The 21,515-nt window shown below is 73.8% G+C and carries 21 protein-coding genes; 17 read left to right on the forward strand and 4 right to left on the reverse strand.

Features of this window, described 5'->3' with window-relative positions:
- Positions 1-3 precede the first annotated feature (3 nt).
- The 8 genes from AC3X7R_RS06475 to tsaD all read left to right on the forward strand — a co-directional run bounded on the left by AC3X7R_RS06475 (position 4) and on the right by tsaD (position 7,166).
- Entirely contained in the window at positions 4-357 is a 354-nt protein-coding gene (locus tag AC3X7R_RS06475) for a holo-ACP synthase (RefSeq protein WP_489964752.1), read from the forward strand.
- Between the two features lies 1 nt (position 358).
- Positions 359-1,804 (forward strand): NAD(P)H-hydrate dehydratase, encoded by a 1,446-nt coding sequence (locus AC3X7R_RS06480; RefSeq protein ID WP_489964753.1) that lies wholly within the window; start codon positions 359-361, stop codon positions 1,802-1,804.
- Positions 1,801-2,970 (forward strand): alanine racemase, encoded by a 1,170-nt coding sequence (gene alr, locus AC3X7R_RS06485; protein ID WP_489964754.1) that lies wholly within the window; start codon positions 1,801-1,803, stop codon positions 2,968-2,970. The genes AC3X7R_RS06480 and alr overlap by 4 nt, the downstream gene beginning before the upstream one ends.
- A complete protein-coding gene (locus tag AC3X7R_RS06490) occupies positions 2,967-4,025 on the forward strand; it encodes an alpha/beta fold hydrolase (protein ID WP_489964755.1) in 1,059 nt (352 codons plus the stop codon). Before alr ends, AC3X7R_RS06490 begins: the two co-directional genes overlap by 4 nt.
- Positions 4,022-4,930: a tRNA (adenosine(37)-N6)-threonylcarbamoyltransferase complex ATPase subunit type 1 TsaE gene (gene tsaE, locus AC3X7R_RS06495; RefSeq protein WP_489964756.1), complete on the forward strand. Its 909-nt coding sequence runs from the start codon at positions 4,022-4,024 to the stop codon at positions 4,928-4,930. The genes AC3X7R_RS06490 and tsaE overlap by 4 nt, the downstream gene beginning before the upstream one ends.
- Positions 4,931-4,963: 33 nt before the next feature.
- A complete protein-coding gene (gene tsaB, locus AC3X7R_RS06500; RefSeq protein ID WP_489964757.1) occupies positions 4,964-5,599 on the forward strand; it encodes a tRNA (adenosine(37)-N6)-threonylcarbamoyltransferase complex dimerization subunit type 1 TsaB in 636 nt (211 codons plus the stop codon).
- 74 nt (positions 5,600-5,673) lie between these two features.
- Positions 5,674-6,123 (forward strand): GNAT family N-acetyltransferase, encoded by a 450-nt coding sequence (locus AC3X7R_RS06505; RefSeq protein ID WP_489964758.1) that lies wholly within the window; start codon positions 5,674-5,676, stop codon positions 6,121-6,123.
- Positions 6,120-7,166, forward strand: coding sequence for a tRNA (adenosine(37)-N6)-threonylcarbamoyltransferase complex transferase subunit TsaD (tsaD, locus tag AC3X7R_RS06510; protein ID WP_489964759.1), 1,047 nt, complete (start codon positions 6,120-6,122; stop codon positions 7,164-7,166). The genes AC3X7R_RS06505 and tsaD overlap by 4 nt, the downstream gene beginning before the upstream one ends.
- A 96-nt stretch (positions 7,167-7,262) precedes the next feature.
- Here the strand turns inward: tsaD and AC3X7R_RS06515 are convergent, their stop codons facing one another.
- Positions 7,263-8,720: a hypothetical protein gene (locus AC3X7R_RS06515; protein ID WP_489964760.1), complete on the reverse strand. Its 1,458-nt coding sequence runs from the start codon at positions 8,718-8,720 to the stop codon at positions 7,263-7,265.
- A complete protein-coding gene (locus tag AC3X7R_RS06520; RefSeq protein ID WP_489964761.1) occupies positions 8,720-9,169 on the reverse strand; it encodes a hypothetical protein in 450 nt (149 codons plus the stop codon). The genes AC3X7R_RS06515 and AC3X7R_RS06520 overlap by 1 nt, the downstream gene beginning before the upstream one ends.
- Before the next feature lie 277 nt (positions 9,170-9,446).
- On the opposite strand from AC3X7R_RS06520, the gene AC3X7R_RS06525 reads away from it, so the two are divergent.
- The 5 genes from AC3X7R_RS06525 (at position 9,447) to AC3X7R_RS06545 (ending at position 14,439) form a co-directional block, all read left to right on the forward strand.
- Positions 9,447-10,070: a hypothetical protein gene (locus AC3X7R_RS06525; RefSeq protein ID WP_489964762.1), complete on the forward strand. Its 624-nt coding sequence runs from the start codon at positions 9,447-9,449 to the stop codon at positions 10,068-10,070.
- Between the two features lie 105 nt (positions 10,071-10,175).
- Positions 10,176-11,261: an S-(hydroxymethyl)mycothiol dehydrogenase gene (locus AC3X7R_RS06530; protein ID WP_489964763.1), complete on the forward strand. Its 1,086-nt coding sequence runs from the start codon at positions 10,176-10,178 to the stop codon at positions 11,259-11,261.
- Positions 11,262-11,266: 5 nt separating this feature from the next.
- Entirely contained in the window at positions 11,267-11,878 is a 612-nt protein-coding gene (locus AC3X7R_RS06535) for an MBL fold metallo-hydrolase (RefSeq protein WP_489965134.1), read from the forward strand.
- 191 nt (positions 11,879-12,069) lie between these two features.
- On the forward strand, positions 12,070-12,693 hold the full coding sequence (locus tag AC3X7R_RS06540) for a hypothetical protein (RefSeq protein ID WP_489964762.1): 624 nt from the start codon (positions 12,070-12,072) through the stop codon (positions 12,691-12,693).
- Between the two features lie 105 nt (positions 12,694-12,798).
- Positions 12,799-14,439, forward strand: a complete 1,641-nt coding sequence (locus AC3X7R_RS06545; protein WP_489964764.1) for a glycoside hydrolase family 3 protein — start codon at positions 12,799-12,801, stop codon at positions 14,437-14,439.
- 14 nt (positions 14,440-14,453) lie between these two features.
- On the opposite strand, the gene AC3X7R_RS06550 is transcribed toward AC3X7R_RS06545, so the two are convergent.
- The gene (locus AC3X7R_RS06550; protein ID WP_489964765.1) at positions 14,454-15,650 is read right to left on the reverse strand and encodes a class I SAM-dependent methyltransferase; all 1,197 of its coding nucleotides are present in this window, start codon (positions 15,648-15,650) and stop codon (positions 14,454-14,456) included.
- A gap of 200 nt (positions 15,651-15,850) precedes the next feature.
- Between AC3X7R_RS06550 and groES the strand changes: the two genes are divergently transcribed.
- From groES to AC3X7R_RS06565, 3 genes are all read left to right on the forward strand, one after another.
- On the forward strand, positions 15,851-16,147 hold the full coding sequence (groES, locus tag AC3X7R_RS06555) for a co-chaperone GroES (RefSeq protein WP_489965135.1): 297 nt from the start codon (positions 15,851-15,853) through the stop codon (positions 16,145-16,147).
- 87 nt (positions 16,148-16,234) lie between these two features.
- Complete coding sequence (gene groL, locus AC3X7R_RS06560) at positions 16,235-17,851, forward strand: chaperonin GroEL (RefSeq protein WP_489964766.1); 1,617 nt, start codon at positions 16,235-16,237, stop codon at positions 17,849-17,851.
- Between the two features lie 85 nt (positions 17,852-17,936).
- Positions 17,937-18,431 (forward strand): phosphatase domain-containing protein, encoded by a 495-nt coding sequence (locus tag AC3X7R_RS06565; protein ID WP_489964767.1) that lies wholly within the window; start codon positions 17,937-17,939, stop codon positions 18,429-18,431.
- 4 nt (positions 18,432-18,435) lie between these two features.
- Here the strand turns inward: AC3X7R_RS06565 and AC3X7R_RS06570 are convergent, their stop codons facing one another.
- Positions 18,436-19,929 (reverse strand): hypothetical protein, encoded by a 1,494-nt coding sequence (locus AC3X7R_RS06570; protein WP_489964768.1) that lies wholly within the window; start codon positions 19,927-19,929, stop codon positions 18,436-18,438.
- Between the two features lie 75 nt (positions 19,930-20,004).
- Between AC3X7R_RS06570 and guaB the strand changes: the two genes are divergently transcribed.
- Positions 20,005-21,507, forward strand: a complete 1,503-nt coding sequence (gene guaB, locus AC3X7R_RS06575) for an IMP dehydrogenase (RefSeq protein ID WP_489964769.1) — start codon at positions 20,005-20,007, stop codon at positions 21,505-21,507.
- Positions 21,508-21,515 lie beyond the last annotated feature (8 nt).

The following is a 21,515-nucleotide window of genomic DNA, read 5'->3' on the forward strand; positions in this document are numbered from 1 at the left end:
GTCGTGGCCGTGATCGGGGTGGGCATCGACGTCGCCGACGTGGCGCGGTTCGAGGCCTCGCTGCAGCGCACCCCCGGTCTGCGCGACCGGCTCTTCACCGCGGGAGAGGCGACCCGGCCCCCGGCCTCGCTGGCTGCCCGCTTCGCCGCCAAGGAGGCCCTGGCCAAGGCGCTGGGCGCGCCGGTGGGGATGGCGTGGCACGACGCCGAGATCGTCTCGGAGGAGACCGGTCGGCCGCGCTTCGAGATCCGGGGCACCGTCGCGAAGCGCGCCGCCGAGCTCGGGGTGGACCGGATCCACGTCTCGCTCTCCCACGACGCCGGGATCGCCTCGGCCGTCGTCGTGCTGGAGGGCTGAGATGCGCGGGGCTCACCCGGTCGCCGACGTCCGGGCCGCCGAGGCGGACCGCCTCGCCGCGCTCCCCGAGGGGGCCCTGATGGCGCGCGCCGCGGCCGGGCTGGCGGCGGCGGTGACCCAGTTCCTCGGCGGCGCCTACGGGCGCCGGCTGGTGCTGCTCGTGGGGCCGGGCGACAACGGCGGCGACGCGCTGTGGGCCGGGGCGGCCCTGGCCCGGCGCGGGGCGCAGGTCTGGGCGGTGCCGTTGGCGGAGCGGGTCCATCCCACCGGGCTCGCCGCGCTCCGCGGCGCCGGTGGCCGCCTGCTCGAGCCGGCGGAGCTGGCCGTCCTGGTCGCCCGCGGCGACGAGGTGGACGTGGTCGTCGACGGGATCGTGGGCATCGGGGGGCGGCCCGGCCTGCGGGGGGAGGCCGAGACGGTGCTGGGCCTGCTCGCCGGCGTCCCGGTCGTCGCGGTCGACGTCCCGTCGGGCGTCGACGTCGACACCGGCGAGACGCCCGGCTCCCACGTGCGCGCCGACCTCACCGTCACCTTCGGCACCCACAAGCCGGCCCACCTCGTGGACCCCGCTGCCTCGGCCTGCGGGTCGGTCCGGCTGGTCGGACTCGGGCTCGACCTGCCCCCGCCGGCCCTCGAGGAGCTCGAGGCGGTCGACGTGGCCCGGCTGCTCCGCCTCCCGGGCCCGCACGCGCACAAGTACACCCGCGGCGTGGTCGGGGTGCGGGCCGGCTCCGCCGCCTACCCGGGCGCCGCCCTGCTCTGCGTCGCCGGCGCGGCCTCCGGGCTGGCCGGGATGGTGCGGTACGTCGGCCCTGCCGCGGTGGCCGACCGGGTCCGCGACGCGTTCCCCGAGGTGGTGGGTGCCGGCCGGGTGCAGGCCTGGTGCGTGGGCTCCGGGGGCGGCGACGAGGCGGCCGCCGCGCTCACCGCGACCCTGGAGGAGGCAGCCGAGGACGCCGTGCCCGTCGTCGTCGATGCTGACGCCCTCGCCCACCTGCCCGGCGTCGTGGCGCCCGCACTGCGCGGCCGGCTGGTGCTCACCCCGCACGCCGGCGAGCTGGCGCGGATGCTCGGGGTCGGGCGGGAGCCGGTGGAGGCGGCGCCGCTGCGACACGTCCGCGAGGCTGCCGACCGCTGGGGTGCCACGGTGCTGCTCAAGGGCCGGCGGACCCTGGTGGCCGAGCCCGGGGGGCGGGTGCGCACCAACACCACCGGCACCCCGTGGCTGGCCACCGCCGGGGCGGGGGACGTGCTGACCGGGGTGGTGGCAGCCCTGCTGGCCACTGGTCTGGACCCCTTCGACGCCGCCTCGGTCGGCGCCTGGCTCCACGGGGCGGCCGCGGAGCTCGCCTCGGCCGGCGGACCGCTGCGGGCCAGTGACGTCGCACACGCGGTGCCGCGGGTCGTGTCGGGCGTTGCGAGCGGGGTGGGAGAATCGCAGACATGATTGAGCCGACGGCCCCGGCGCGTGCCGAGATCGTCGTCGACCTCGGGGCCATCGCGCACAACGTCACCCTGCTGCGGCGCCAGGTGGCCCCCGCGGCGTTCATGGCGGTGGTCAAGGCCGACGGCTACGGGCACGGGATGCTCGAGGTCGCCCGGACCGCGCGCCGGGCCGGCGCCGACTGGCTGGGCGTGGCGACCCTCGACGAGGCCAGGGCGCTGAGGGCGGCGGGCGACGAAGGACCCCTGCTGTGCTGGCTCGCCGTGCCGGGGGAGGAGTACGACGACCTGGTGGCCGCGACCGTCGACCTCACGGCGTACTCCGTGGCCCAGCTGGAGGAGATCGCCGCGGCCGCGGCGCGGGTCGGCCGCGCCGCCCGGGTGCAGCTCAAGATCGACACCGGCCTCCACCGGGGTGGGGCGACGCCGGTGGAGTGGCCCCGGCTGGTGGCGGCGGCGCGCGAGCAGGAGCTGGCCGGACGGGTCCGGGTGACCGGGATCTGGTCGCACCTGGTGGCCAGCGACGAGCCCGAGCACCCGGCCAACGCCGCTCAGCGGGCGGTCTTCGCCGAGGCACTGGTCGTCGCGGCGGAGGCGGGCCTGGAGCCCGAGGTGCGGCACCTCGCCAACTCGGCCGCCGCCCTGCTCGATCCCGGCACCCGCCACGACCTGGTGCGCTGCGGCCTGGCCGTCTACGGCCTCGACCCCGCCCCCGGCCACACCGGGCGGATGCTCCCCGACCTGGGTCTGGTGCCCGCGATGACGGTCCGCGGCCGGCTCGCCCTGGTCAAGGAGGTCGCCGCGGGCGCCGGGGTCTCCTACGGGCACACCTGGGTCGCCGAGCGGGACACCACGCTGGGCCTGGTGCCGGTGGGCTACGCCGACGGCGTGCCGCGGGCGGCCAGCCCCGGGGCCGAGGTGTGGGTGGCCGGCCGGCGGCGCCCGTTGCGCGGGCGGATCTGCATGGACCAGCTGCTCGTCGACCTCGACGGGGAGGCGCTCGCCGCGGGCGAGCCGTTCGTGCTGCTCGGGCCGGGCACCGAGGGTGAACCCACGGCGCAGGAGTGGGCGGAGGCGATCGGCACGATCAGCTACGAGGTGGTCACCCGGATGGGCGGCCGCCTGGCGCGCCGGCACGTCGGCCGTCCCGGCGCCGAGGGGGTCTCGTGAGCGTCGGCCGCAGGGCGTGGGGGATCGCGGCAGGCGCCCTGGGCATGGCCGCGGCAGGCGGCGCCGCCCGGATGGTCCGGCAGCAGCGGCTGATGGCCCGTCGCGGGGCCGGCGACGAGATCGCCCTCGGCTCGCTGCGCTCCCCGAGCCTGCGCGTGGTGGCCGACGACGGCGTCGACCTGCACGTCGAGGTCGACGAACCCGCCAGCCGCCTCGAGCCCGACCTGACCGTGGTCTTCGTCCACGGCTTCACCCTCAACCTGGACTCCTGGCACTTCCAGCGCGCCGCCTACCGCGGCCTGGTCCGCACGGTCTTCTACGACCAGCGCTCCCACGGCCGCTCGGGGCGCTCGGCCGGCGAGCACTGCAACCTGGAGCAGCTGGGACGCGACCTCCGGCGGGTCGTGGAGACCACCGCGCCCGGGCCGGTCGTCGTGGTGGGCCACTCGATGGGCGGGATGAGCGTCATCTCGATGGCCCAGCAGTTCCCCGAGCTCTTCGGTGACAAGGTCGTGGGCAGCGCGCTGATCGCCACCACCGCCGGCGGGCTCGACCCCGGGCGGGTGCTCTTCCCCATGGTGCCGCTCGGCCTCGGGGGTCGCGCGGTCGGTCGTGCGGTGCGGGTCCTGGACCGCGGGCACCTGGTGGTCGACCGGGTCCGGTCCGCCGGTCACCGGGTCGCCCAGGTGATCATCGACAGCTACTCCTTCGGCGACCACGTGCCTCGCAGCTACGTGGACTTCGTCTACGGCATGATCGACAGCACGCCCTTCGAGGTGGTCGCCGACTTCTACCCGACGTTCGCCAGCCTGGACCACTTCGAGCACCTGGAGACCCTCTCGCGCGCCCCCTGCTCGATCATCTGCGGCACCGAGGACCGGATGACCCGCCTCGGGCACAGCCGCAAGCTGCACGCGCGGATCCAGGGCTCCGACCTCTTCGAGGCGGAGGGCGCCGGCCACATGGTGATCCTCGAGCGCCACGACGAGGTCAACAAGGAGCTCGACGAGCTCTTCGGGCGAGCCGCGGTGCTCGCCCAGGAGCGGGACACGTGAGCGGGATCGTCCCCGGGCTGAGCGTCGAGCGGGTCGGAGCCGAGGCAGCGGCCGAGGTGCACGCGGTGGTGCGGGCCGCCTTCTCGGCGCGCCCCCCGCTCGACCCGCCCGCCGATGCGCTGGCCGAGACCGAGCAGAGCCTCGCCGAGCGGCTGCGACGCGGGCGCGGGGTGCTGGCCCGGCTCGACGGGCGCCCGGTCGGCGCCCTGCTCCTAGACCCCCGGGACCACACCCTCTTCCTCCGCCGGTTCGGGGTGGTCCCGGGTGCCCAGGGGCGCGGCGTCGCGGCCGCGCTGCTCGCGGAGGCCCGGGCCGCCGGGGTCGCCCAGCAGGAGATCGCCGTGCTGGCGCGCAGCGAGCTTCCCGGCACCCTGGCCTTCTGGCAGGCCCGCGGCTTCACCGTGCGCGGCGGTGAGCCGCCGTACGTCGAGCTCGGGGACGACCTGCCGGCCCGCCACCAGGTCGCGGACGGGGAGCAGATGCAGGCCCTGGGTGCGCGGGTCGGGTCGCTGCTGGAGGCGGGGGACCTGCTCGTCCTCAGCGGGGAGCTGGGGGCGGGCAAGACCACCTTCACCCAGGGCCTCGCCGAGGGACTGGGGGTGCGTGGCGGGGTCACCTCCCCGACCTTCGTGATCGCCCGGGTGCACCCCTCCCTGGTGGGCGGGCCCGACCTGGTGCACGTCGACGCCTACCGTCTCGGTGGCCTCGAGGAGCTCGACGACCTGGATCTCGACGCCTCGCTCGAGGACGCGGTGACCGTGGTGGAGTGGGGAGAGGGCCTGGCCGAGGTGCTCGCCGAGCGCCGGCTCGAGGTGCGCATCACCCGGGCGCTCGCAGACGACGTCGCGCCAGGCACACCGGGACTCGACCCGCGCGAGGTCAGCCTGCGCTGGGTGCGCGGCTGAGCTCCGGCGTGGCTGCCGGGTAGCCTCGGCTGCGTGCTGCTCGCCTTCGACACCGCCACCCCCCTGGTCACCGTCGCCCTGCATGACGGGGAGCGGGTGGTGGCCGAGCGTCTCTCGGAGCGGCCGATGAAGCACGGTGAGCAGCTGGCGCCCCTCATCGAGGCCGTGCTGGCCGACGTGGGCGCGGTGCGCCAGGACCTCACCGCCGTCGCCGCCGGGGCCGGGCCGGGCCCCTTCACGGGCCTGCGTGTCGGCCTGGTCACCGCGCGCACCCTGGGCTACGTGCTCCAGCTTCCGGTCTACGCCGTGTGCACCCTCGACGTCCTCGCCGTGGAGGCCGCCGAGAGCGGGGCGGTGAGCGGCCGCTTCCTGGTGGCCACCGACGCCCGCCGCAAGGAGGTCTACCTCGCCTCCTACGACGACGGCGTCCGGGTCGAAGGGCCCGTGGTGACGAAGCCTGCGGAGGTGGCGACCGAGCTTCCGGTGGTGGGGGAGGGGGCCCACCTCTACCCCGAGGCGTTCGGCAACCGGGTCGGGCCCCGCCGGCCCAGCGCCGGATGGCTGGCCCGGGTGGTGACGGAGGAGCGGGCCGAGCTGCTCGATCCCGAGCCGCTCTACCTGCGCAGGCCCGACGCGGTGGTCCAGCACGCCCCCAAGCCCGTCTCGTGAGCGAGCGGCCAGAATCTCAGGGAGCGCCCGCGGGTCTCCGGACCCGCCCCCTTCTCGCAGCCGACCTGACGGCGGTGGCTGCGCTGGAGACCGGGCTCTTCGGCGCCGACGCCTGGGGCGTCGCCGCCTGGGAGGAGCTCGTCGGCGGGCCCGGTCGACGCGCCTGGGTCGCGGTGACGGCCGAGGACGAGGTGGTCGGCTTCGCGCTGACCGGCCTGGTCGGCGACTTCGCCGAGCTGCTCCGCATCGGCGTCCGGGAGGACCGGCGGCGCGGTGGGGTGGCCGCCCGCCTGCTGCGGGCCGCCACACAGGCGGCCCGCACCGACGGAGCGGCCCGGATGCTCCTGGAGGTCAGCGCCGTGAACGCCGGCGCGAGGGCGTTCTACCGCCGGCACGGCTTCGCGCCGATCGACGTGCGCCGTGGCTACTACCGCGACGGGGCCGACGCCCTCGTGCTGGAGCGGGCCCTGGACCCGACGGCCGACGGGGAGCCCCAGGAGGGATCGGAGAGGATGGAGCCATGAACGACGGGCCACTGGTACTGGGCATCGAGACCTCCTGCGACGAGACGGGGGTCGGCCTCGTGCGCGGGCACACGCTGCTGGCCGACGAGGTGGCCAGCAGCGTCGAGGAGCACGCCCGCTTCGGTGGCGTGGTGCCCGAGGTGGCCAGCCGCGCACACCTGGAGGCGATGGTGCCGACCCTGGAACGGGCCTGCGAGACCGCCGGCATCCGGCTGGACGACGTCGACGCGGTCGCGGTGACGAGCGGTCCCGGGCTCGCGGGGGCGCTCCTGGTGGGGGTCGCCGCCGCGAAGGCGCTCGCCCTCGGTCTGGGGAAGCCGTTGTACGGCGTCAACCACCTGGCCGCGCACGTGGCCGTCGACCAGCTCGAGCACGGCCCGCTGCCGGAGCCCTGCCTGGCGCTGCTGGTCTCCGGCGGCCACTCGAGCCTGCTCAAGGTCGAGGACGTCACCACCGGCGTCGACCCCCTCGGCGCCACCATCGACGACGCGGCGGGCGAGGCCTTCGACAAGGTCGCGCGGCTGCTGGGCCTGCCCTTCCCCGGAGGCCCGCACATCGACCGGGCCGCGGCCAGCGGCAACAGCGTGGCCATCGACTTCCCCCGGGGGCTGACGGCCCGGCGGGATCTCGAGCGGCACCGGTTCGACTTCTCCTTCTCGGGGCTCAAGACCTCCGTGGCGCGCTGGGTCGAGGCCAAGCAACGCGCGGGGGAGACGGTGGACGTGGCGGACGTCGCCGCCTCGTTCCAGGAGGCGGTCTGCGACGTGCTGACCCGCAAGGCCCTCGACGCCGCCGTCACCCATGGCATCGAGGACATCCTCATCGGCGGCGGCGTCGCGGCGAACTCGAGGCTCCGCGCCATGGCCCAGGAGCGGGCCGCGGCCAAGGGCATCAGGGTCCGCGTTCCGCGTCCGGGCCTGTGCACCGACAACGGGGCGATGGTGGCGGCGCTCGGCGCCGAGCTGGTGCGCCGCGGGCGAGGGCCCTCGTCGCTCGACCTGCCCGCGGACTCGAGCCAGCCGATCACCACGGTCGTCGCCTGACCGAGACCGAAGCCGGCCCGGAACGGCGCCGCGCCCGGACCCCTGCGGGTCCGGGCGCGGCGATTGTTCGGGCCTGTGCCTCTCAGCTGGCGGTGCTCACTCCAGGACGCCGGGAGCGACCCCGTCGTCGTCGAGCCAGTCCTGCTCGGTGAGCAGGTGATCCCGCTCCTGGGCACCCTTCTTGCTGCCGCCACGCTGGCTGCCTCCTGCGCCAGCCGCCCCGGCCGCGCCGCGACCGGCCGCGGATCCGGCTGCGCCGCGGGCTCCTGCTCCCCGGGCTCCGGCTCCGGCTGCTGCTCCCCGGGCTCCGGCTCCGGCTACTGCGCCGCGGGCTCCGGCTCCGGCTGCTGCGCCGCGGGCTCCGGAGCCGGCGGCCCCGGCTCCGCGGGCGGCTGTTCCGCTCGCGGGTGCGCTGCCTCGCCCGGCGGCACCCGGTGCCCCGACCGCCGAGCTGCGACCCAGGGTGGCACCACCGGCCGCGCGGGTGGAGGAGCCGATGGGGCGCACGTTGGCCGCGCCGGCGCTCCGCGCCCCGGCCGCGGGCCCCACGGGCGCTCCGCCCCTGCCCACCGCTGCTATCGGGGCCATGCCAGCGCCACCGCCGCCTCCCGCCGAGGCCGCCGGAGCCGAGCCCGCGCCGGGCACGGCACCGCCGCCGGGGGCTCCCGGCGTCGCGACAGGTCCGCCGCCCGGGCCGGCCTCGCCTCCGCGCACGCCCGGGTCCACGGGACCCCTGGGCAGCTCCGGACCCGACGGCACCGGAGCGTCGGGGGTCGTCTCCGGCGGGCGGGGGGTGTTCTCCGGGGGGATGGGCGTCTCCTCAGGGGGCTGAGGTGTCTCCTCCGGTGGCAACGGCGGCTCGGGCGGCCACGGGCCGCTCGGCGGCGGCGGCTTGGGCGGTCCCACCTCGATGACTCCCCCGCCGGACCCGCCGGACCCGCCGGACCCGCCGGGGATGGTCGGGACGGAGGGCCCGCCCGGGCCACCAGGCCCGCCGTTGCCCGCAGGCTCTTGGGGGAAGACGGGGTCCGGCTCGCCGTGGATCTTCTTCATCACGTCGGCGGCAGCCGCGTAGTCCGTGGTGAGACGCTCCATGGCCTTGGCGGCCTCCGCCTCCTGGGCAGCCGAGGCCTTGTCGTAGGCGGAGACGTCCTCGCCGTGCTGGATCTGCTTCTTGAGCGTCTTCTCCGCGTCCCACGTCGGGTCGGGACTGAAGGCGCCGGGAGACGTCAGCGGCTGCTTGGCCAGGCCCTCGTGAATGTCCTGAGCGTGCTGGAGGGCGTCACGCGCCTGGATGAGCGCCTTCTGCCCGTCGCGAAGGATGGCGACCCGGGCCAGCATGTCCTCCGACGTCTTCTGGAACGCGCTCTGGACCGCGGCCCCGGTCTTGAGCATGGGCAGGTCGGCCATGGAGGGGGCCAGGGTGGCCAGCTTCTGGGCCACGGCTTCGAGCTTGTCGGCCTTCAACCGCCAGTCGCCGGCGACGTCGAAGACGATGTTCTCCTTGGCGCCCTGGACGGCCTGCTGGAGCCTGGCGCGCTGCGGTCCGGTCATCAGGCACCACCCCCCGGGCCGCACGAGGCATCGAGGTCGCGACCGGAGTCGGTGCTGAAGTCGGGTGCGACGCACGCCTCGAGACGACTCTCCACACCGCGCGCCTGCGCGGCCGCGTCGTCGTCGGCCTGGTTGAGGTCCTTGGCGCTCAGGATCAGGTCCTCGCGGTACTGCTTGAGCCCCGTCGCCAGCTGGTCCAGCTGCTGGAGCACGTTGGCCTGGGCCTTGGCCCCGTGGTTGCCGAGGTTGGCGCCAGCCCACGAGCCGCCGAAGTGGCTCGGATCGAACTGCGCCATGCCGGTGGCCTTGATCTCCGTCGACGCCTCCTCGAGGAGGTCGAGGGCGCTGTCGACGGTGGCGACGGCGTCCTGGACCTTCTGCATGAGGCCGAGCGCGGCGCCTACCGGGCCCATGAACGGGACCAGACCGAATACTTGCTGCTGCGACACGGTTCTCGCCTTCCCCCTCGTGACTGACTGCGCCGTGTATTCCCCTCGTGCCAGGTGGCTAAACCTGGGTTTCTGCGCAGGTGAGGGAGGCGCGGCGGTCCGTCAGACGTTACCGCTCCTCCGGGCCGTGCGCCGAGCCTCCCAGGGGTGTGAGCGGGGTCTCGTGCTCGGGCGGGGAGTTCTACTACGCAAAGTAGTAGATGTCTACTACTGTCTGTAGTAGTCGACGATCCGGAGTGGGCCGGACGTCCGAACACCTCATGAATGGAGTGGCGAGATGCGTGCAACGCTCGACAAGGTTCTGTCCGGGATCGGCCTGTTGCTGGCTGTGGTGCTGGTGATCGCGGGGGGTCTGCTGACGTGGGCCAACACGTTCATCGGTGAGCAGGTGGAGGATCAGTTCTCGGCGCAGGACATCACGATGCCGACGCAGGAGGCGATCGACGGCCAGGTGGAGGCCGGTGGTCTGACCAAGGCCGATGGTGAGGCGTTGGAGGAGTTCGCGGGGGAGACGTTGGACAACGGTCCGGCGGCCAAGGCCTACGCGGACAACTACATCCTGGCGCACATGAACGGTCAGGGTGCGGCGCTCAACGACGGTGAGCCGGTGACCTACGAGGAGGCGTCGAACATCGGTCGGGAGAAGATGGCTGAGGTCTCGGCGAACCCGGAGGCGACCGAGGACGAGGTTGCTGAGGCTGAGTCGTGGATGGAGCTGCGGGAGTCGCTGTTCATGGGCAACACGCTGCGGGGTCTGCTCCTGTACGGGTACGCGTTCGCCACGATCGGGACCATCGCCGGGTATGCCGCGATCGCCGCGTTCGTGGGTGCTGCTCTCTTCCTGGTCCTGGGCCTGCTCGGTCTCGCCCACTCGCGCAAGGTTGCTCGCGCGGAGGCCTGAGCGGTCCGGAACGGTCGGCCCGTCCCCTCGGGGACGGGCCGACCTGTCGTGCTGTGACAGGCTCTCGGTGACGGGGGGTCGTAGGTAGAGCACCGTGGAGGACAGATGCAGCAGGTCAGGGCAGTGGTGGCGCGCGCCAAGGGCGAGCCGGTCACGATGGAGACGATCAACGTGCCGGATCCGGGTCCGGGTGAGGCGCTCGTGAAGGTGCAGTCCTGCGGGGTCTGCCACACCGACCTGCACTACCGCGAGGGCGGCATCAACGACGACTACCCGTTCCTGCTGGGCCACGAGGCCGCCGGCATCGTCGAGCAGGTCGGGGAGGGTGTCACCGAGGTGGCGCCCGGTGACTTCGTGGTCCTCAACTGGCGGGCCGTCTGCGGGGAGTGCCGTGCCTGCCGCCGCGGTGAGCCGCAGTACTGCTTCGCCACGCACAACGCCACCCAGAAGATGACCCTGGCCGACGGGACCGAGCTCACGCCCGCCCTGGGCATCGGCGCCTTCGCCGAGAAGACCCTGGTCGCCGCCGGCCAGTGCACCAAGGTCGACGCGAGCGCCCGGCCGGCGGCCGTCGGACTCCTGGGCTGCGGCGTGATGGCGGGGATCGGGGCCGCGATCAACACCGGCGGTGTGGGTCGCGGCAAGTCGGTCGCCGTGATCGGCTGCGGAGGCGTGGGCGCCGCCGCGGTGGCGGGCTCGGCGCTCGCCGGCGCCGCCAAGGTGATCGCGGTCGACCTCGACCCCCGCAAGCTGGAGCGGGCTCGCGGGCTGGGCGCCACGCACGTCGTCGACAGCTCGAGCAGCGACGCGGTCGAGGAGATCAGGCGGCTCACCGACGGCCACGGAGCCGACGTGGTGATCGACGCCGTCGGCCGCCCCGAGACCTGGCGGCAGGCCTTCTACGCCCGCGACCTGGCCGGCACGGTCGTGCTGGTGGGCGTGCCCACCCCCGACATGCGGATTCCCGACATCCCGCTGGCCGACGTCTTCGGGCACGGCGGCGCCCTCAAGTCGAGCTGGTACGGCGACTGCCTGCCGTCACGCGACTTCCCGATGTTGGTGGACCTCTACCAGCAGGGGCGGCTCGACCTGGACGCCTTCGTCACCGAGGAGATCGGCCTCGACGACGTCGAGGCGGCCTTCGCCAAGATGCACGGCGGCGACGTGCTCCGCTCGGTGGTGGTCCTGTGAGCGGGCTGCGGATCGACCATGCCGTCGTCTCGGGGACCTTCTCCCTCGACGGTGAGACCCACCAGGTGGACAACAACGTGTGGGTGGTCGGGGACGACTCGGAGTGCGTGGTGATCGACGCCCCGCACGACGTCGAGGCGATCCTGGCGCTGGTGGGGGACCGGAAGGTGCGCGCCATCGCCTGCACCCATGCCCACGACGACCACGTGAGGGTGGCGCCCGCCCTGCGTGAGCGGGTGGTCGCGCCGATCCTGCTCCATCCCGACGAGCGCCCGCTGTGGGAGCTCACCCACCCCGACCAGCTGTGGGACGTCGACCTCTCCGACGGACAGGAGATCGAGGTGGCGGGGACGGTGATGCGGGTGCTGCACACCCCGGGGCACGCTCCCGGTGCGGTCTGCTTCCACGTTCCGGAGCTCGGGTGCGTCTTCACCGGCGACACCCTCTTCCAGGGTGGGCCGGGGGCCACCGGGCGCTCGTTCAGCGACCGCACGGTGCTGGAGGAGTCGATCCGGCGGGCGCTGTGGCCCCTGGGTGACGAGACCGTGGTGCACACCGGGCACGGCGACGACACCACGATCGGTGCCGAGCGAGCGCTCCTCGACGAAGTCCGCTGACCGAGCCCGGGCAGGATTTGACGGCGCCCTCCGGAGCGGGGAGGTTGGGGCTGCTGTGGCTGGTGTGAGCAGTGTCTCGCCCAGCCACGCAGGATCTACTACCCAATGTAGTAGATATCTACTACTGTCTGTAGTAGTCGACGATCCGGAGTGGGCCGGACGTCCGAACACCTCATGAATGGAGTGGCGAGATGCGTGCAACGCTCGACAAGGTTCTGTCCGGGATCGGCCTGTTGCTGGCTGTGGTGCTGGTGATCGCGGGGGGTCTGCTGACGTGGGCCAACACGTTCATCGGTGAGCAGGTGGAGGATCAGTTCTCGGCGCAGGACATCACGATGCCGACGCAGGAGGCGATCGACGGCCAGGTGGAGGCCGGTGGTCTGACCAAGGCCGATGGTGAGGCGTTGGAGGAGTTCGCGGGGGAGACGTTGGACAACGGTCCGGCGGCCAAGGCCTACGCGGACAACTACATCCTGGCGCACATGAACGGTCAGGGTGCGGCGCTCAACGACGGTGAGCCGGTGACCTACGAGGAGGCGTCGAACATCGGTCGGGAGAAGATGGCTGAGGTCTCGGCGAACCCGGAGGCGACCGAGGACGAGGTTGCTGAGGCTGAGTCGTGGATGGAGCTGCGGGAGTCGCTGTTCATGGGCAACACGCTGCGGGGTCTGCTCCTGTACGGGTACGCGTTCGCCACGATCGGGACCATCGCCGGGTATGCCGCGATCGCCGCGTTCGTGGGTGCTGCTCTCTTCCTGGTCCTGGGCCTGCTCGGTCTCGCCCACTCGCGCAAGGTTGCTCGCGCGGAGGCCTGAGCGGTCCGGAAGGGTCGGCCCGTCCCCTCGGGGACGGGCCGGCCTTCGTGTGTGTGTGGACGGCTTCGCTCTCCGGGTGGGCGGGGGCCCCTAGACTCCCTCCGCATGCGAGCCTCCCTCCCCGTGTCGAGGCTCCTGCGTCGGGTCGTGGTCGTCCTCGTCGTCATGACGCTCGCCGCCTGTGGCTCCGGCAGTCCCGGCGAGGAGACCTCCCCGACCCGGGCCACGGTCGCCGGCTCCGAGGCCAAGGTCCCGGCCGCCGGCCCCGCGCGGTCGGCCGCCCAGGCCCTCGGCCTGGTCGAGGGCTGGGGACCTACGGCCCCGGAGCTGGAGCGGGCGGCGACCCTGGCGGCAGGACTGACGGTCCCCGAGCTGGCCGGCCAGGTGATGGTGGCGCCCTGGGCGGGGGTCCGAGCGCCGACCCGGGCGCTGCGCCGCCTCCACCTCGGAGGGTTCATCTGGTTCACCGACAACGTCGTGTCACCGGCGCAGGTGCGACGCGTCAACCGGGTGCTGCGCCGGGCCGCCGACCGGGAGTGGCCGCTCCTGCTCGGGATCGACCAGGAGGGCGGAGTGGTGGCCCGGCTCGAGCGTGGCGTGACGCGGCTGCCGACCTTCATGACGGCCGGCGCGGCCCGCCGGCCCGCGCTGACCAGGGCGGTCGCCGCGGCGAGCGGCCGTGAGCTGCGGGCCCTGGGGTTCACCGCCAACTTCGCTCCGGTCGCCGACGTCACCCTCGGCCTCGACGACCCGGCCATCGGCGCGCGGGCGGCTTCGTCCTCTCCCGCGCAGGTGGGGGTCCACGCGTCGGCCGCGGTCCGCGGGCTGGGGGACGCCGGGCTGGTGGCGACGCTCAAGCACTTCCCCGGCCACGGCTCCGTGCGGGCCGACAGCCACCTGACCCTGCCTCGGCAGACCCGTGGTCGCGCGGCGCTGCACCGCACCGACCTGCGACCCTTCGCCGACGCGGTCCGGGCCGGCGCCCCGGCGGTGATGACGGGTCATCTCGACGTGCGGGCGGTGGACCCCGGGGTCCCCGCGTCGCTGTCGCGCCGCGTCGTGCAGGGGCTGCTGCGTGAGCAGCTCGGCTTCGAGGGCCTGGTGGTCACCGACTCCTTGAGCATGGGCGCCGTCACCGGCTCCTACTCGCCCGAGCGGGCCGCGGTGCAGGCCCTGCGTGCCGGCAGCGACGTCCTGCTGATGCCGGCACACGTGGAGCGTGCCCACGCCGGCATCGTCCGGGCGGTGCGCCGGGGTGTCCTGCCGCGAGCCCGCCTCGAGCAGGCGGCGGCCCGGCAGATCGCCCTCCTGCTGCACCATCGCAGTGCCACCGGGGCGCCCCCCGGATCGGCCCGTGCCGCCGCGCTCGCCTGGTCCCGCGCCGCGGTGACGGTGACCGCGGGTCCGTGTCGAGGGCGGCTGGTGGGGCGACGGGTCACGCCGGTGGGCGACCGGGCAGCGGTCCGGGCCTTCGTGCCCGTCGCCCGGGCGGCCGGGCTCCGGGTGGTGCCGCGAGGCGCCCGGGTCGCCTTCCTGCGCCCGGGCGGCCAGGCCCTCCCTGCCGCCGTCACGGTCGCGGTCGACGCGCCCTGGGTGCTGGCCCGGGCCCGTTCGCGGGTGAGGGTGGCGGCCTACGGCGACACCCCGCTGGCGATGCGGGCGGTGGCCGACGTGCTGGCCGGCCGGCGCCCGGCTCCCGGACGCCTCCCGGTCCGCGTCCCGGGCTCGCAGCGCCGCGGCTGCTGAGCGGCGGCGCCGGTTCAGAAGGGGCGGACCAGCAGGGCCCGGCCGACGCCGTCGACCCGGGTCAGCACCACCGTCGCCTCCTCGTCGCCGGTGAGGGCGAGCCGCTTGCGCAGCTGCTCGGGGACCACCTCGACGCCCCGCTTCTTGATCGTCAGGGGCCCCACGTTGCGCTCGACCAGGGCGGCGCGCAGCTGCTTCTCCCGGAAGGGCAGCTCGTCGATGACGTAGTAGGCGCGCATGAAGGGGCTCCGGAAGGACTTGTCCGAGGTGACGTAGGCGATGTGGGGGTCGAGCAGGCCCCCGTCGACCCCGGCGGCCACCGCGGTGACCAGGCCGGCCCGGATCACCGCACCGTCGGGCTCGTAGAGGTGCTGGCCCAGGGGGCGGACCGGGCGCTCCAGCCCGTCGTAGGGGTCGTCCTCGGCGGTCAGGGAGGCGAGGCCGCCCCGCGAGATCACCGTCGCCCGGCGCCGGGTGGTGGCCAGGGACGACGACCAGAGCGCGGCCTCCTTGACCTCGCCCTCGTCGCTGACCCACTCCGCCTCCACGCCCTCGGGGACCAGGTCGTGCGGGATGCCCGGCGCCACCTTCACCACGGCGCTCGCAGCCCGCCCGCCGGTGAGCAGCTCGGCGACGAACGACCAGGGCGGGGTCCATCCGTCCTGGTCGAAGACGCGGCCGCGTGCCCCCCGGCGTGCGGGATCGGCGAAGACCGCGCCGAAGGTGCCGAGGTCGAGGGTGGTGGCGTCGGTGGCCATCACCGCGCCGGAGAGGCCCAGGGCTGCCAGGTTGGCCTCCGCCATGGCGACCCGGACCGGGTCGAGGTCCACCCCGGCGCTGACCAGGCCCGCGCGCGAGAAGGCGGCCAGGTCGCCGCCGATCCCGCAGCCCAGGTCGACGACCGACGAGGGAGCCGCCGCGGCGAGCCGGGCCGCCCGGTGGTCGGCGACCCGGCGCCGGGTCGACTGCTCGAGCGCGTCGGGGGTGAAGTACATCGAGACCGCGTCCTCGCCGAACTTGGGCACCGCCCGCACCCGCAGGTGGACGGTGGTCAGTGCGGCCGCGGCCCGGTCCGGGTCGTGCTGCACCCGGCGTACGGCGGCCGCGGCGCGCAGGGGGTCGCCCTCGGCGTCGGCGTAGGCGTGGGTGGCCAGCTCCAGCAGCCGCTGGCCGTCCTCGGTGAGCAGCCAGCGAAAGGTCTCCAGGTCCACGGACGCCATAGTGGCAGGAGGGGACCAGTCTGGCACTCGATCAGTGGGAGTGCTAACGTTTCCATTGGCACTCTCGCCCCGAGGGTGCCAGCACTCGTGTCCGGCTCGTGATCCCCGCGACGGCGCTGGCCAGCCGCGAGAACCCAGACAGTCCGCGCCCCGCGGGCGCACGCTACGTGGAGAAAGTGGAGGTCGACACTGTGTCGGTCAACATCAAGCCCCTCGAGGACCGCATCGTCGTCAAGCCGCTCGACGCCGAGCAGACCACGGCCTCTGGCCTGGTCATCCCGGACACCGCCAAGGAGAAGCCCCAGGAGGGCGAGGTCGTGGCCGTGGGTCCGGGTCGCTTCGGCGAGGGTGGCACCGAGCGCATTCCCATGGACATCTCCGTGGGCGACAAGGTCATCTACAGCAAGTACGGCGGTACCGAGGTGAAGTACTCCGGTGGCGAGTACCTGATCCTCTCCGGCCGCGACGTGCTGGCCATCGTTTCCTGATCGTTCCCCGGTCCCGGACGCCCCGGCCCGCCGTGCACCTGTGCCGGTCGGCCGGGCGTCCGGGTCCGTCCATTTGAGGAGATCCACATGCCCAAGATCCTGGAGTTCGACGAGAATGCTCGTCGCGCCCTCGAGCGCGGAGTCGACGCGCTCGCCAACACCGTCAAGGTGACGCTCGGCCCGAAGGGGCGCTACGTCGTCCTGGACAAGAAGTGGGGCGCCCCCACCATCACGAACGACGGTGTCACCGTCGCCCGCGAGATCGAGCTCGACGACCCGTTCGAGAACCTCGGCGCCCAGCTCACCAAGGAGGTCGCCACCAAGACGAACGACATCGCCGGTGACGGCACCACCACCGCGACCGTCCTCGCCCAGGCGATGGTCCACGAGGGCCTGCGCGCCGTCGCGGCCGGCGCCAACCCGATGGGTCTCAAGCGCGGCATGGACGCCGCCGCCGCGGCCGTCGGCGACGCGCTGCGCGAGGCCGCCCGCGAGGTGGAGTCCAAGGAGGACATGGCCTCGGTGGCCACCATCTCCAGCCGCGACGCGCACATCGGCGAGCTGCTGGCCGAGGCGTTCGACAAGGTCGGCAAGGACGGCGTGATCACCGTCGAGGAGTCCAACACCATGGGCACCGAGCTGGAGTTCACCGAGGGGATGCAGTTCGACAAGGGCTACATCTCGGCCTACTTCGTCTCCGACCCCGAGCGGATGGAGGCCGTCCTGGACGACCCCTACATCCTCATGGTGCAGGGCAAGATCTCCTCGGTCGCCGAGCTGCTCCCCCTGCTGGAGAAGGTCATCGCGACCGGCAAGCCGCTCTTCATCCTCGCCGAGGACGTCGAGGGCGAGGCGCTCTCCACCCTGGTGGTCAACAAGATCCGCGGCACGTTCAACGCGGTGGCCGTCAAGAGCCCTGCCTTCGGCGACCGCCGCAAGGCGATGATGCAGGACATCGCGACCCTGACCGGCGGTCAGGTCGTCGCTGCCGAGGTCGGCCTCAAGCTCGACCAGGTCGGCCTCGAGGTCCTGGGCCAGGCCCGCCGGGTCGTGGTCACCAAGGACGAGACCACCATCGTCGACGGCGCCGGTGACAGCGCCGAGGTCGAGGGCCGGGTCAACCAGATCAAGGCCGAGATCGAGAACACCGACTCCGACTGGGACCGGGAGAAGCTCCAGGAGCGTCTCGCGAAGCTGGCCGGCGGCGTCTGCGTCATCAAGGTCGGCGCACACACCGAGGTGGAGCTCAAGGAGAAGAAGCACCGGATCGAGGACGCCGTCTCCGCGACGCGCGCCGCGATCGAGGAGGGCATCGTCGCCGGCGGCGGCTCCGCCCTGGTGCACGCAGTCTCCGTGCTCGACGACAACCTCGGCCTGACCGGCGACGAGGCGATGGGCGTGCGCATCGTGCGCCGCTCCGCCGACGAGCCGCTGCGCTGGATCGCCGAGAACGGTGGGGTCAACGGCTACGTCGTCACCACCAAGGTCCGCGAGCTCGGGGTGGGCAACGGCTACAACGCCGCCACCGAGGAGTACGGCGACCTGGTCGCCCAGGGCGTGCTCGACCCGGTCAAGGTCACCCGCTCGGCCCTGGTCAACGCGACCTCGATCGCCGGCATGCTGCTGACGACCGAGACGCTGATCGTGGAGAAGCCCGCGGACGAGGACGACGCCCCGGCCGCCGGCCACGGCCACGGCCACTGAGCGACGCCTCGCCACACGCAGCGGCCCGCCGCCCCTGAGGGGGCGGCGGGCCGCTGCCTTTCCCGGACCCGCGTACGGTGTGGGCGTGCAGAGGCGCCAGGTCGCGGTCGTCGACATCGACGGGGTGCTCGCCGACGTGCGTCACCGGCTGCGTCACGTGACCTCCTCGCCCAAGGACTGGGGCGCCTTCTTCGCCGCCGCCCGGCACGACCCGCCGCTCGCCGAGGGTCTGGAGGTGGTCCGCCGGCTGGCCGAGGTCTACGACATCGTCTACCTCTCCGGCCGCCCGGAGCAGTGCCGGCGCGACACCGAGGAGTGGTTCCGCCGCCACGAGCTGCCTCCCGGCGAGCTGCTGCTGCGCGGGAACCGGGACCGGCGGCCGGCGCGGCTGATGAAGGTCGACGAGCTGCGGCGGATCGCCACGGGGGCGGAGGTCGTCGTGCACGTCGACGACGACCCCGAGGTCGTCGCGGCCTCCCGGGCGGCCGGCTTCGACGTGCTCCCCGCGACCTGGATGCCGGAGGCGGCCGACGAGGCCGCCGTGCTGCGCCGGGCCCAGGAGGCCGAGGGCCGGAGCTGAGCCCTCAGCAGCGGGGCCGGGGCGCTGCCCGGTCCGCGGTCTTGAGGTGCCAGATCCGCTTGGCCATCCCGCACTCCGGCACCGTGGCGTCGTACCGGCTCTCCACCGCGGCGCGCAGGCGGTGACCGGCCTCGGGGTTCCAGACCTCGAACGGCGCCACCTCGACCAGCCAGGTCGGGGCGTCGGGGCCCTCCACCAGCGAGATGAGCTCCTCGTAGTCGGGGTCCAGGGTGCGCATCGGGAGGCTCCACATGTGCTGGTACGGCGAGGGGAGGCCGCTGGCGGCTTGCACGTCCGCGCGCCCGCCGAAGACGGTCAGCGTGTCCCCGGGCTCGGCGACCTCCGCCACGGCGGAGCCCGTGTCGTCCTCCCCGGTGCTCCCCATCCACGCGGGGTCGACGACCAGCCAGGCCGTCACGCAGACCAGGGACGACAGTGCGATCCCGATGACCGGGAGGGGCACGAGCATCGCCCCCCGCTCCAGGGTGCCGCAGAGCGCCGCGAGAGCGAGCGCGGTCGCCGGGACGAGCGCGAAGAGGTAGTCGCGCCAGAAGCTCCCGCTGGCGACGATGACGTAGAGCTCGTAGGAGACCATCGCGGCGATCGCCGCGGTCAGGGCGGGATGGGCACGCAGCAGCCGGGGGAGCCGGGCGGCGAAGAGGCCGAGGACCGGCGCCACCCCGGAGAGGATCGCCACCGCGACCAGCCCCACCGCCCGCAGCTGGTTGGCGGCGGAGGGGCGCGCGTCCAGGACCGCGCTGGCGTCCGCGCGGAACCCGATGACCGCGTAGGCCAGCGTGTCGAGCTCCACCCCGGCCCAGAGGGCCCAGAGCACCGTGGCGACGGGCTGGACGGCCGCGCCGACCAGCCCGGCGGCGGCGAGCCGCGCGAACGAGGCTCCGCTGAGCCGGCCGCTGGCCCACGAGGCGACGAGCAGGACCGCCGCGAAGACCAGGGACCCGAGCAGGCTCTGCTTGAGCCCCGCGGCCAGCGAGCCGGTCACTCCGGCCAGCAGGGCCAGCACCCACGCGCTGCGGGTCGCCTCGCGCCGCAGCGCCACCAGGGTGAGCCAGCAGCTCGCCATCAGCAGCGGTATCCCGAGCACCTCGCCCTTGACGTCGACCGGGTCGATCAGCGGGTTGGCCAGGATGGCCGCGGTGCAGACCGCCACCCAGACCGGGGCCCTCCCCCCGGCGATGGTCCGGGCGGCGCCGGCCGCGAGCAGCACCACGAGCGCGCAGCCGAGTGCCCCCACCAGACGGACGGCGGTGGTGCCGTCGACGGCGCCCAGGAGCCGGAAGACCAGGATCAGGAAGGGTGGGCGGTCCACGAAGTAGTGGCCGTAGAGCGAGTCGGGCTGGGGGTCCCAGCTGCGGGCGACCAGCATGAATCCGGCCTCGTCCGCGCCCGGGGGTTGGCCGATGCCGAGGAGCCGCAGGACGAGGACGACGAGGGCGGACGCACCGATGACCCAGCGGTGGTGCTGCAGCTGCGGCATGTCCCCCCTCGTGCGTGTGCGGTCGGAGGCCAGCATGGTGCTCGGGTCCTGTGCCGGTCAAAGTAGGATGGAGAGGTGGAGATCCCTGAGAAGTTCGCCAGCCTCGGCCTCACCTACGACGACGTGCTGCTGCTGCCGGGGGAGTCCGACCTCGCCCCCGACGAGATCGACACCACGACCCGGCTGACCCGCGAGATCTCGTTGCGGGTCCCCCTGCTGAGCGCGGCCATGGACACCGTGACCGAGTCGCGGATGGCGATCGCGATGGCTCGTGAGGGCGGCATGGGCGTCCTGCACCGCAACCTCTCGATCGAGGACCAGGCCTACCAGGTCGACCTGGTGAAGCGCACCCAGACCGGCATCATCTCCAACCCCGTGGTGATCGGGCCCGACGCGACCCTGGAGGAGCTGGACCGCATCTGCGGGGAGTACCGGGTCTCCGGGCTCCCGGTCGTCGACGCCGACCAGCGCCTGCTCGGCATCATCACCAACCGCGACCTGCGCTTCACCCCCCTCGCCGAGTGGGCCACCACCAAGGTCGACGAGGTGATGACCCACATGCCGCTGGTCACCGGCGAGGTGGGCATCTCACGGGAGGACGCCACCGCGCTGCTGCGCCAGCACAAGCGCGAGCGCCTGCCGCTCATCGACGCCGACGGCCGCCTGGCCGGGCTGATCACGGTCAAGGACTTCGTGAAGTCCGAGCAGTTCCCCCGCGCCTCCAAGGACGCCGACGGGCGCCTGCTCGTGGGCGCCGCGATCGGCTACTTCGGCGACGCCTGGCAGCGTGCCACCACCCTGGTCGAGGCCGGCGTGGACGTCCTGGTCGCCGACACCGCCCACGGCCACGTGCACCTGCTCCTCGACATGGTCCGCAGGCTCAAGGCCGACCCGGCCACCCGCCACGTGCAGGTGATCGGCGGCAACGTCGCCACCCGCGAGGGCGCGCAGGCGTTCGTCGACGCGGGGGCCGACGCGGTCAAGGTCGGGGTCGGTCCCGGCTCGATCTGCACCACCCGGGTGGTCACCGGGGTCGGTGTCCCGCAGGTCACCGCCATCTACGAGGCGTCGCTGGCGGCCAAGCCCGCGGGCGTCCCGGTGATCGCCGACGGCGGCATGAAGCACTCCGGCGAGATCGCCAAGGCCCTGGTCGCCGGCGCCGACTCGGTGATGCTGGGCTCCCTGCTCGCCGGGTGCGAGGAGTCGCCGGGCGACCTGGTCTTCGTCAACGGCAAGCAGTTCAAGTCCTACCGCGGGATGGGCTCGCTGGGGGCGATGTCGAGCCGGGGCAAGAAGTCCTACTCCAAGGACCGCTACTTCCAGGCCGAGGTGACCAGCGACGACCAGATCGTCCCGGAGGGGATCGAGGGTCAGGTGGCCTACCGCGGCCCGCTCGGCGCCGTCGCCCACCAGCTGATCGGCGGCCTCAACCAGTCCATGTTCTACGTCGGGGCCCGTACCGTGCCGGAGCTGCAGGAGCGGGGCCGGTTCGTCCGGATCACCTCGGCCTCGCTCAAGGAGAGCCACCCGCACGGCGTCCAGATGACCGTCGAGGCGCCGAACTACTCCGGTCTCTGAGGCCGCTC

The sequence above is a fragment of the Nocardioides sp. Z22_16 genome (assembly GCF_058134365.1).